This window comes from Ignatzschineria indica, assembly GCF_003121925.1.
Lineage (GTDB): Bacteria > Pseudomonadota > Gammaproteobacteria > Cardiobacteriales > Wohlfahrtiimonadaceae > Ignatzschineria > Ignatzschineria indica.
This window is the reverse complement of the sequence record NZ_QEWR01000003.1, coordinates 210,503-223,142: the sequence shown is the minus strand read 5'-3', so window position 1 is coordinate 223,142 and position 12,640 is coordinate 210,503. Positions and strand designations below refer to the sequence as shown.

At 44.0% G+C, this 12,640-nt stretch carries 7 protein-coding genes; 1 reads left to right on the top strand and 6 read right to left on the bottom strand.

What is annotated here, in order from left to right:
• Window positions 1–110: 110 nt before the first annotated feature.
• The 6 genes from DC082_RS07045 to gpmI form a co-directional block, all read right to left on the bottom strand.
• Entirely contained in the window at window positions 111–386 is a 276-nt protein-coding gene (locus DC082_RS07045) for a FeoC-like transcriptional regulator (protein ID WP_109236369.1), read from the bottom strand.
• Window positions 383–2,731: a Fe(2+) transporter permease subunit FeoB gene (gene feoB / locus DC082_RS07040; protein WP_109236368.1), complete on the bottom strand. Its 2,349-nt coding sequence runs from the start codon at window positions 2,729–2,731 to the stop codon at window positions 383–385. The genes DC082_RS07045 and feoB overlap by 4 nt, the downstream gene beginning before the upstream one ends.
• Window positions 2,732–2,983, bottom strand: coding sequence for a FeoA family protein (locus DC082_RS07035; protein WP_094567880.1), 252 nt, complete (start codon window positions 2,981–2,983; stop codon window positions 2,732–2,734).
• 994 nt (window positions 2,984–3,977) lie between these two features.
• On the bottom strand, window positions 3,978–6,806 hold the full coding sequence (gene uvrA / locus DC082_RS07030) for an excinuclease ABC subunit UvrA (RefSeq protein ID WP_109236367.1): 2,829 nt from the start codon (window positions 6,804–6,806) through the stop codon (window positions 3,978–3,980).
• A gap of 181 nt (window positions 6,807–6,987) precedes the next feature.
• The gene (locus tag DC082_RS07025) at window positions 6,988–8,415 is read right to left on the bottom strand and encodes a S41 family peptidase (RefSeq protein ID WP_109236366.1); all 1,428 of its coding nucleotides are present in this window, start codon (window positions 8,413–8,415) and stop codon (window positions 6,988–6,990) included.
• A gap of 558 nt (window positions 8,416–8,973) precedes the next feature.
• Complete coding sequence (gpmI, locus tag DC082_RS07020; RefSeq protein ID WP_109236365.1) at window positions 8,974–10,509, bottom strand: 2,3-bisphosphoglycerate-independent phosphoglycerate mutase; 1,536 nt, start codon at window positions 10,507–10,509, stop codon at window positions 8,974–8,976.
• Window positions 10,510–11,279: 770 nt separating this feature from the next.
• On the opposite strand from gpmI, the gene cfa reads away from it, so the two are divergent.
• Window positions 11,280–12,425, top strand: a complete 1,146-nt coding sequence (gene cfa, locus DC082_RS07015; RefSeq protein WP_109236364.1) for a cyclopropane fatty acyl phospholipid synthase — start codon at window positions 11,280–11,282, stop codon at window positions 12,423–12,425.
• Window positions 12,426–12,640 lie beyond the last annotated feature (215 nt).

The window sequence follows — 12,640 nt, the reverse complement described above, 5'->3', positions numbered from 1 at the left end:
CTAAGCCCAATAACAAGCGTTATATTGTAGGAGATAGCGTGATGTTAAGTGGGAAAGTGGATAATTTTTAGGAGATTGAGTGAGTTTTTAAGAGAGTTTACAAGCGTCTGTTATGATCGCTTCATCCGATAAATCACCTGCCGAGTGCCGATAGATTGATGAATGAGGGAGGAGGTATGGCAGTTGCCGGAGCATCCACCACACAGAGATTGAGTATCGAGGCTAGGGCAAGGTTGGTTCTCGAGTTTTTCAACGACGCCCCTCTTAATCCATTGCGTCATCATCATCTCTGCTGTATCAGGATCGAGATTAAACGAGTGGGCAAGGTGCGTTAATGGCACCTCACCTCGCTTTTCGATATAAGCTTTCATCTCTAGGAGGATCATTGGCAGCAACTCCCTTTTTTCCCATTTTTATGGCTCTTTTGAATAAACTCTTTACTCTCTGTAAAGATCTCCTTTTTCCCCATATAACGCAGTAAGAGGAAGAGCGCAAAAAGTGCGACAAGGAGCGATCCTAACCAAATAATAGGTGTAACGCCCCCTTCAGTGAAGAGAAGATGGAGTTGGAAATAACCGGTTGCTAGGATCCAGCCAATGATAAAGGTCCAGCTCGCAACTAAGAGCGTCCAGCGAATGCCAGCTTCTCGATAGACTGCACCGAGTGCTGCAACGCAAGGGGTATAGAGGAGAATAAAGATAAGGTAAGCGATCACCGATGCTGAGGAGGTGAAGTAGCGCTCAATTTCTGAGATGGTTGTATCATCCACATCATTGGCTTCTTGAATAGATTCGATCTCCCCATCAGCGACTTGTTGATTAATGCCGAGAGGATCGAGTAGCAATGCGGGTAATTCTGCAAGATTTTCCGGAATTGAGGCAAAAGCTTCTTGCACTTGTGGCCAAAATTGAAACTCTTCATGCTCTTCATTGTGTGAGTAGAGCGAATTGAGTGTTCCGATAACTGATTCTTTAGCAAAGATGCCGGTAAAAATTCCGACTGTTGCCGGCCAATTCTCTTGCGTTAGCCCCATTGGTTCAAATGCCGGAGTAATGGATTGCCCCACATGGGAGAGGAGTGATTTTTCACTATTGGCATTTCCAAAGCTCCCATCACTACCAATATTATTGAGTAATCCTAAAACGGTTACGACAATAATAATCGCTTTACCGGCACGCAGGATGAAGCTCTTTAATCGTTCCCATGTGGTTAAGATAATTCCTTTAAAGGTGGGGATATGGTAAGCCGGAAGTTCCATAATAAAAGGGGTGTTGGGACCTTTTAGGATAGAGAATTTTAGGGCAAGTCCTGTCAGAATCGCGACAGCAATCCCTAAGAGATAGAGAAGATAGACAATCATCCCAATATTGCCGGGGAAGAAGATGACGGCAAAGAGCGCATAAACAGGTAATCTTGCGCCACACGACATAAAGGGGATCATCATAATAGACATCAGGCGATCGCGTTCACTCTCTAAGGTGCGTGTTCCCATAATTGCCGGAATATTACAGCCAAAGCCTACAAGCATCGGCACAAAGGCTTTTCCCGGGAGGCCAATCGCCCTCATACCACGATCGACTACCATTGCGGCGCGTGCCATATAGCCTGAGTCCTCAAGCAGTGAGAGGCAGAGAAACATCATCGTTAAAACAGGAATAAAGCTCGCGACCGTTTTAATCCCTTCGCCAATGCCATTTGCAAAGAAGGTGATAACCCACTCAGGCGCATGTAGTGTGGAGAGAAGGGAAGCAAGCCCACTGACGAAGATAGCATCAAAGAGAATCTCAAAAAAGTCGATAAATGCGGAGCCCACATTGATAGCAATGGCAAACATTAAGAACATAGTTAAGAGAAAGATGGGGATACCACTCCATCGTCCTAATGCCCACTCATCGATCTTATAGGTGAGCTTACCACTAGCAACGCCACTGGTCTTAATGACCGATTTTGCCAAGGTATCGATCGCTTCGTAGCGGCTACTAGCGAGAATAATATCGAGCTCACAATCGGAGAGTGCTTCAATATTGTTTCGTATGGCTTCAATCGTTCTCTTCTCTTGAGGGAGAAAGCGTGGATCTTGATAATTACCTTTGATTGTCTCTAGGAGAAGCCAGGGAGAGAGTTGTTTAAGTGCTGAATCTGAGGGGAGAGGATTGAGTTCCTTCTGGATCGCATCGATCACGCTCGGGCCTTGTGTCTGAAAGGTCTCTTCATGATCGAGATAAGGTCCCGGCTCATAGGCGAGGATCATCTTTTTAAGTTCTTCGATCCCCTGATTTTTACGGGCGGAGATCGCTACGACAGGGCAATGGAGTTTCTCTTGTAAAAGTGAAGTATAGATCTCGATCCCTTCCAATTTTGCGACATCCATCATATTGAGGACAATCATCATAGGCTGTTTTAGATCGAGTAACTGAAAGGTGAGATAGAGGCTTCGTTGTAAGTTAGAAGCATCGATCACATTGATGATCAGTGTCTCTTTTGCATTGAGAAGATAATTTCTGACCACCAATTCATCTTGAGAGGTATCATCTTCACTATTTTCAAAAGAGTAGGTGCCGGGAAGATCGATCACATCGATCTGTTGATCATTGATTGTAAAGAAGCCACTCTTCTTATCGACAGTGACCCCAGGCCAGTTAGCAACTTTCTGTTGACTGCCGGTCAGAGCATTAAAGAGGGTCGTTTTTCCACAGTTTGGATTTCCAAGTAGGGCAATGGTACGTTTCATCTATTGCGCTCTCTTCTCAACAATAATGGAAGCAGCTTCTTTTTTGCGTAGGCAGAGTTGAAAACCTCGAATCATCACTTGAATCGGATCACCTAATGGCGCTGTTCGAATCACCGTTACTTCACAACCAGGGGTAACGCCCATCGCGAGCAATTTATGACGATAGCTCGGTTCCGGCGTATTGAGTTGTTTAATCATCACCGGTTCATTGATATTGACCTGATCGAGAGAGAGCATTTTCATAGTTGTCATTGTAGCGGTCACCAAGGCAAGAGAGGTAAATAGAAGAGGCAGATAAAAAAGAAGTTAATAAAATGATTAGAGAAGTGGGTAATGATCAATAGCGTTATTGAAATCATCATCCATTTATAAAGAATCATTATCAAATAGATAATAAAAATCTATCGCTTTTGAGATCTATTATCAATTGAGTTTTTTATATTATTTGATCTATATCAATATATTTATTCAATCTATAAGAACATTATTGGAGCGGCGGGAACCAACTATTTTCTTCTTCTCACAACCGCATGCCCGCAGGTCGGCGTTTTTAATGCCGAGAAATAGTATCGATATGAGTCATAGTAACGATATGGATCAGAATGGAGCGATATTTGCCGATGATTGAGATTGCCTACTTGCCGGCACGCGATTCGTAAAAACATGCAGTGGTGATCTCCGGCAACTCATCAGCTTTTTTGTGATCATTGAAATAAGATAATATTTCCGGGCGATAGAAGATCGCCCTCTGCCGGTGCGTAGTTTTTGGAAATACGCGATAGTAAGATCCGGCAGTGTTCAGCCTCTTTTTAAATCAATCACCTTTAAGAAGGTCAGCGGAGGCGCGGGAGAGAACCATTTTATTCTTATCACAACTGCATGCCCGCAGGTCGGCATCTTTGATGCCGAGAAATAGTATCGATATGAGTCATAGTAACGATATGGATCAGAATGGAGCGATATTTGCCGATGATTGAGATCGCCTACTTGCCGGCACGCGATTCGTAAAAACATGCAGTGGTGATCTCCGGCAACTCATCAGCTTTTTTGTGATCATTGAAATAAGATAATATTTCCGGGCGATAGAAGATCGCCCTCTGCCGGCGCGTAGTTTTTGGAAATACGCGATAGTAAGATCCGGCAGCGTTCAGCTTTTGTTGTTTATAATCGATAAAAAGCCATCACCTTAAAAGATGATGGCTGATATCAATTGTTAGATCGCTATTTATTGCATTTGATCGTTACACTATTTTTTCTCTAAAAGCGGTTTAAGATATTTGCCGGTGTAGCTCTCTTTACATTGGGTAATCTCTTCGGGAGTGCCGGCAAAGATGATATTGCCCCCTTTCGCGCCCCCTTCTGGACCGATATCGATGAGCCAATCTGCTGTCTTAATAACATCGAGATTGTGCTCGATAATAATGATGGTATTCCCTTTATCACGTAAGGTATGAATCACTTTAAGGAGCTGTGCAATATCGTGGAAGTGCAGGCCAGTTGTTGGCTCGTCGAGAATATAGACCGTTTTGCCAGTATCTCGTTTTGAGAGCTCTCGGGAGAGTTTCACTCGTTGAGCCTCACCGCCGGAGAGTGTTGTCGCATTTTGACCTAAGGTGATATAACTTAAACCCACTTCCATCAGTGTTTCGAGTCGACGATGAACAACTGGAATGGCATCGAAGAATTGATACGCTTCTTCCACTGTCATATTGAGAACATCATTGATCGATTTCCCTTTATAGAGAATATCGAGGGTTTCGCGATTGTAACGCTTTCCTTGACACTCATCACACATGACATAAACATCGGGAAGGAAGTGCATCTCAACTTTGATAAGACCATCTCCCTGACAATTTTCACAACGTCCTCCCTTCACATTGAAGCTAAAACGCCCTGGCTGATAGCCTCGTGCGCGTGCTTCTGGCGTGTTGGCGAAGATCTCTCGAATCGGGGTGAAGAGTCCGGTATAGGTCGCCGGATTGGATCGAGGTGTTCGGCCGATAGGGCTCTGATCGATGTTGACGATTTTGTCGATCTGATCTAATCCTTCAATCTTCTGATAAGGTGCAACTTCGATGCTATTGTTTTTATTCAAAATACGGGCGATAGCGCTGTAGAGCGTATCATTCACGAGGGTTGATTTTCCTGAGCCTGAAACGCCGGTCACACAGGTTAGAAGGCCGAGCGGGAAGGAGGCGGTCACTTTTTTGAGGTTATTGCCTGTTGCGCCAATCAGCTTGATCTCTCTCTTAGGATCTCGTGGCGTTCGCTCTTTCGGCACCTCTATTTTCTTGCGTCCAGAGAGATAATCGGCAGTGAGAGAATCCTTATTTTTCAGTACCGATTGAGGGGGGCCTGCAGCAACAACAGAGCCTCCATGAACGCCGGCACCGGGGCCAATATCGACAATATAATCCGCGGCTAAAATGGCATCTTCATCATGCTCTACCACAATGACGGTATTTCCAAGATCGCGCAGATGGAAGAGGGTCTGTAAGAGACGATCATTATCTCGTTGATGAAGACCGATCGAGGGTTCATCTAACACATAGAGAACACCCATTAAGCCGGCACCAATTTGGGAGGCAAGACGAATTCGTTGCGCTTCACCTCCAGAGAGTGTTTCTGCTGAACGAGAGAGGTTGAGATAGTCGAGTCCGACATTGACTAAAAAGCCGAGTCGTTCCTGAATCTCTTTAAAGATCTTATCGGCAATCTCTTTTTTAGCGCCCGAGAGCTTCACCTCTTCAGCCCATTTTAAGGCCTCATTGATCGGTAGGGCGGTGATGTTATGGATCGCTTCGCCTTCAATAAGAACATTTTTCGCAGCAGGACCTAGGCGACTTCCTTCACAGTCAGGGCAGACACGCATCGCTAAAAATCGCGTTAAACTTTCACGGACAATTTGTGAGTCGGTCTCATGGTAACGACGCTCTAAATTATTTAAGATCCCCTCAAATGGATGGATGCGGATGGAGCGTTGTCCTCGATTACTCAGATAATGGAACTCTATCTCCTCCTCACCCGATCCGTAGAGCAGAATCTTCTGAATCTTTTTCGGAAGCGCTTCAAAAGGAGTTTCTGGGTTAAAGCCGTAATGTCTCCCTAAAGATTCGATCATGGAGAAGTAGTAGCTAGAATTTTTATCCCAGCCTCGAATAGCACCACTAGCTAATGATAGAGAAGGTTCGGCAATAACGCGATCAGGATCAAAATATTGATTAACTCCTAAACCATCACAAGTTGGACAGGCGCCTTCTGGATTATTAAAAGAGAAGAGGCGCGGTTCTAACTCGGCAATGGTAAAGCCACATTCAGGGCAGGCATAGTTAGCCGAAAATTGTAGGAGAGTCTCTTCACTCTTCATATCGACAATTGCCGCTAAACCATTGGTTAGATCGAGCGCCGTCTCTAGTGATTCTGAAAGACGGATACGAATATCATCTCGCACGCGGAAGCGATCGACAACAACATCGATATCGTGATGCTGCTTGGGGTTGATCTCTGGAAGCTCATCGATCTCATAGGTTTTCCCATCGACACGAACACGCAGAAATCCTCGTGCTTTAAGCTCTTCAAAGAGCTTAATATGCTCTCCCTTACGATTACGGACAATAGGGGCTATCAACATCAGTCGAAGTTCTTCAGAGAGCGCCATCGTCATATCGACCATCTGCGGAATGGTCTGCGCATTGAGGGGGAGATGATGAGTCGGGCAGTGGGGCGTACCGATACGGGCGAAGAGCAGACGAAGATAGTCGTAGATCTCGGTGACCGTTCCCACTGTTGAGCGTGGATTGTGGGATGTTGATTTCTGCTCGATAGAGATCGCCGGCGATAGACCTGAGATATGGTCAACATCAGGCTTTCCCATTACCGAGAGGAATTGTCTCGCATAAGAGGAGAGTGACTCCACATAGCGACGTTGCCCTTCAGCGTAGAGTGTATCGAAAGCAAGTGATGATTTTCCAGAGCCAGATAGCCCTGTAATGACCACAAGTTTATTACGGGGAAGGGTTAAACTAATATCTTTAAGATTGTGCGTACGCGCACCTTGAATAATTATATCTTCCATAAAACCTTCAGATAGGAGGTAGGGGATAGAGCGGTAATAAGATACCGACTCCCTTAAATGATCTTTTTGTACTATGTGAGAATATAGGGTGATCTTTAGAGATTTCAAGGTTGAGAGTGATTTTGGGGGATTCTCTCTCTAGATCTTATCTCTCTCAATCTCGCTTCTATATATCTTACCTCTATATATCTCTATTCTCTTTAGCACTATTGAGTTGTGGATAGCGTGTGATCCCTTCGAGGAGTAGAATACTCTCGTAGAGGGGATAATCATTCTCTAGGAGATAACGCTTCTGCTGTGTGAAGTGATCCTCGTGCGAATGGGATCTTTTATCGATTCCATTTTTATCTGTTTTAGGGCTGACTTTAAGGTCAGGGATGAAGATATCAGGGGTAATCCCTTCATCTTGAATGCTCTTGCCTTCAGGGGTGTAGTAGCGCGCGATGGTATAGCGAATCGCATCGCCATTGTTGAGGGGAACGGCATATTGAACGGAACCTTTTCCATAGCTATTCTCCCCGACGATTAATGCTCTTTGATGATCTTGAAGTGCGCCGGCAACAATCTCTGCCGCCGAGGCGCTCTGTTGGTTGATCAGAATAATGAGTGGTATTTCAGTAATCAGCTCACGTTCAGTGGCAAGATATTGCTTCTGATGTTGAGTTGCTTGACCGGTAGTATAGGTGATCACACCTTGTGTCAGGAAGAGATCAGCAACATCGATGGCGGCGGAGAGAAGTCCGCCATGATTATTACGGAGATCGAGAATTACCCCTTGAATAGGAGCATTTGCTGTTTTAGATTCAATCTCAAGGGCGAGAAGGGCATCGGCAATCTCTTCACTGCTCCCCTCTTGAAAACGGCTTAAGGAGAGATAGGCAAATTGCCCATATCGTCTCGCTTTTGTCAGACTAGGAAGGGTAATATCGGCACGGACAATTTGGCGCTCTTTTAACTCTCCTTTATGGAAGAACTCTAGCTGAACAGTGCTACCTTTTACCCCTTGTAGCAGTTGTTCCGCTTGTGCTATTGAGAGTTGATCTGTCGGAGTTTGATCGATTGTGACGATGCGATCGCCAATCTGCAATCCTGCTTTTTCTGCTGGACTATTGGGAGCAATCGTCTTGATGATCATAGCCCCTTTAGATTGATCTTCTCGACTCTCAGCGCGAAGGGTGATACCGATACTGCTCTCTTTGCCGGAGGTCTCATTTTTGATCTTTTGAAATTGTTCGGCACTATAATATTTTGAGTGAGGATCGAGGTTACTTAACATCCCCATAATGGCATTTTGAATGAGGGTGGCATCGCTCAACTCATCGACATAGTTGCGTTTTAGCTCATCAAAGACTTCGATAAAGCGACGCAGATCATCTACGGGGATAGAGGGCTCTGCCGGCGTTGAGATAAGATCGATCGTTTCATGACTCTTTTGAGCAGAAGTGTTGACAGGGGAATGTTTCTCTTTGGGCTTATCGTTATCTGGAGTGCTAATGATTGTAATCGGAAGTACCTCAACCGCTGCTTCCTCCTCTGCATAAGCATAGGGTATGAAGCTTGCCGAAAGAAGCGTTGAGAGAAGAAGTGTAGATGAGAGCGCTCTTTTCATAATAGATTCCTTGATGGGTATCACCGAGAAGTTGATTAAAATTGTATCAATCAGACGATTAGTGGCTGGCTATTAATCTTAATCTTAATCTTAACCTTAATCTTAAGACTATCAATGCCCCTTATTAGCGGCTGTGGATAGGAGTCTGTCTATTACTTATTGTATCAATCGCTATCTGAATTGCTTAATTGCATAATTGCTTAATTTATTGTTGCCATAAAAAGTTATCTTTATATCCCTATAGGTTGTCTTAATAGGGGACTATTTTCAGCAATTGATTAGTTAAAGGTATCGGTTGAAGATAAAAGTTGGGGTAAGTGACTTCAGAGATGGGCAGAAGTAGCCTCATCGAAAGAGATGTTAGAAACGTAATGAGTGTAATGAAACATGATCTATCATGATGCGCCCAATCGAAACCTCAATTGAAACTCTATTGGAGATGGATCGATTAGGCGCTCACGATGACTATTTCTTATTACAGCTCTATAACATCCTTATAACAGTCTTATAACAGCCTTATAATGAGCGGTACTGCTGCTGACTGCTCTTTTAGCATCGCTATTTTTGGAAATGGATCAGGTTTTTCCCCGTCATCTCTTCCGGCTGCTCTGCGCCTAAGAGATAGAGAATCGTTGGCGCAAGATCACAGAGCGCACCATCGGGTTCTAATGTTGCTTTACGGCCAACATAGATGAGTGGCACCGGCGTTGTGGTATGTGCCGTGTGTGGCTGATTAGTCTTCTCATCCCATGTTTGTTCGGCATTACCGTGATCGGCGGTCACTAACATCTCGCCCCCCACTTTTTTAACGGCCTCATAAACCTTGCCTAAGCCGGTATCTACCGCTTCAATCGCTTTCACAATTGCTTCAAAGACACCGGTATGACCCACCATATCAGGATTTGCATAGTTACAGATGATCACATCAAACTTCTCAGATTCGATCGCCTCGACAAGTCGCTCTGTCACCTCGGGCGCACTCATTTCAGGCTGAAGGTCATATGTTGCAACTTTAGGAGAGTTCACTAAGATTCGCTCTTCTCCCTGAAAGACTTTCTCCTCACCACCATTGAAGAAGAAGGTGACATGTGGGTACTTCTCTGTCTCGGCAATACGTAGCTGGGTATAACCCTCTTTTGCTAAGACTTCTCCAAGACCATTATTGAGTTCTAATGGAGGATAGGCAATCTCTGTATTGAGCCCCTCTTTATATTGTGTCAAAGAGACAAAATGTGAGAGTTTAGGGCGATACTTGGGGGTAAAGCCGGCAAAATCATCTTCTACAAAAGGATAACTCAATTCGCGCGCACGATCTGAGCGGAAATTCATAAAGATTACGGCATCCCCATCGACCATTTTGACCGCATCTTGAATAACAGTCGCCTTGACAAACTCATCATGTTCACCACGGGCATAGGCATTTTGTAACCCTTCTTCAGCCGTAGCTGCTCGGTACTCGCCAATCCCCTGACTTACCAGATCGTAAGCTTTTTCAACACGATCCCAGCGACTATCGCGATCCATTGCATAGTAGCGGCCAATGATTGTTGCAATACGACCACGACCAAGCTCTTTAAAGAGTGCTTCTGCTTTTTCAAGAGAAGGGGTTGCCGATTGTGGGGGCATATCGCGACCATCGAGAAAGGCATGGAGATAGATCTTCTCAACACCCCGTTTTGCCGCAAGACGAATCAGCGCGAAGATATGCTTCTCATCAGAGTGAACGCCGCCGGGAGAGAGTAGTCCAAAGATATGGAGCGCGCGCTCTTTAGTAACAAGATCTTCCATCACTTCATTGAAGATGGGGTTATTATCAAATTCACCACTACGTAGATCTTGCGTAATGCGGGTGAAATCTTGATTAACAACACGCCCAGCGCCGATATTCATATGGCCCACTTCTGAGTTACCCATTTGTCCATCGGGCAATCCTACCGCTTCCCCTGAGGTTTTAATGAAAGTGACGGCGCCCACTTCCCGTAGATGATCCCAATGCGGGGTATTTGCTGCTGCAATGGCATTATTTTCAACTTCGTTACGAAATCCCCAGCCATCAAGAATGGTGAGCACAATCGGTTTTGGTCTAGACATTATGCGTAATTCCTTGTCTGAAATGTTTCAAAGGTGTTTAAAGGTGTTTAAAAATGCTTTAAAGCATATCTGTATAAAGAGCATTGTTGAGTATGAGAGCTCTTTAATGATCTCTCCTATTATAGCGAAAAAGGGTATCTCGGGGAGAAAACCTTTCATTGAGTTTCTCTTTGCAGAGAGCAGGGTATAAAAAGGAGCAAGAGAAAGTAAGTATGAGCAAGGAAGTATGAGAAAGGAGGCGTGAGAAAGGAGGCATGAGAAAAAGGGAGGTGAGAGATTAGGGGTGAGAAACTAAGAGATGAGAAGGAAGGAAGTCGCGAGATATTCGTTGTCGGTCATAATCTTAGTCTCTAAAATAGATCATTAGGATAATAAGATAATAGTATTCAATATTTATTGATCCTCACTGATCCTCACTGATCCTCACTGATCCTCACTGATCCTCACTGATCCTCATAGATACTCATAGATACTCATTGATACATCATTGATGTTCATTGATATTTATTACGATCTGTTATTTTGACTATTTATTGAAAATAATAGAGCGATTAATGAATAAGTAATAGATGGGTGGTAAATATGTAATAGTATGTAAAAATGTATATATAAAATAGCATTGTTTGTTTATAATTATTCCTAGCAATGTTGTCCTGAGATAACGGAGTCTCCTGAGCAATGGACTCTCCTTTTATACTGTGAAGCTACTTTAAAGAGTTGTTTAAAAAGAATCACTTAAGACGAATCATTTAAAAACGAATTTGAGGAGTGAAATGAGCAGCATTAAGAAAAAAGCGAGTAATCTTACTGAATGGAAACGTATCGCTCAAGATCTACTAGATCAGGCGGGTATCGAGATTAATGGAAGTCGTCCCTACGATATTCAGATCCATAATGATCATTTCTATCAGCGAGTCCTGGAAGAGGGATCTATTGGCCTCGGAGAGAGCTATATGGATGGCTGGTGGGATTGTGAGAAGCTCGATCTTTTCTTTACAAAGGTGATGCGTGCAAAACTCGATGAAAAGTTGCCGAGTAATTTTAAAGATATCTTAAAGATCCTCTTCGCGCGTTTACGCAATTTACAGAGTAAAAAGCGTGCTTGGATTGTAGGAGAGGAGCATTATGATCTGGGAAATGATCTCTTTACGGCGATGCTCGATCCTTATATGCAATACTCTTGTGGCTATTGGGCGGAAGCGACAACTTTGGAAGCGGCACAGCAGGCAAAATTAGATCTGATCTGCCGAAAGTTACAACTTGAGCCGGGCATGAAGCTCCTTGATATCGGTTGTGGTTGGGGCGGTCTTTCTGCTTATGCTGCAGAGCACTATGGCGTTTCTGTAACGGGAGTGACGATTTCTAAAGAGCAGCAGAAGTTAGCGCAAGCGCGTTGTCAATCACTCGATGTTGAGATTATTTTAGAAGATTATCGCGATCTCAATGGCGCGTTTGATCGGATTGTTTCAGTTGGTATGTTTGAGCATGTCGGCCCTAAAAACTATCGTAAATATTTTGAAGTGGCACACCGTAATCTCAAAGAGGATGGTCTCTTTCTTCTTCATACTATCGGTTCTAATAACAACCAATACAATGTTGATCCATGGATTGAGAAGTATATCTTCCCCAATGGTGAGCTTCCCTCGATCCAAAAAATTGCAAATGCCAGTCAAGGCAAGTTTGTGATGGAAGATTGGCACAATTTTGGTGCAGATTATGATCGTACCTTAATGGCATGGGCAGAGCGATTTTTAGAGCATTGGCCAGAGTTAGAGGCCAACTATTCTCCCCGTTTTAAGCGAATGTTTATTTACTACCTTATGGCTTGTGCTGGTGCATTTAGAGCAAGAAGTATTCAGTTATGGCAGATTCTCTGGAGTCCATTGGGTGTTGAAGGGGGGATTCGCGTTGCCCGTTAATGGGGGCATACGAGGTAATTGAGACTCTTTTTGTGTGTGACAATATTGTCATATTACTCTGTTAGAGTAGTTCGGCAGATGTTAAGTCAGTCGATCGAATCTGTCATAGGAAATAGAAATCTTCTTAAGTGATGCTCTGATTATGAAAATGCTTCGTTACTTATCGCGCTCACCCTCGCTCATTCGTTAATCACTCATAGGGTATTCGTGGGTCA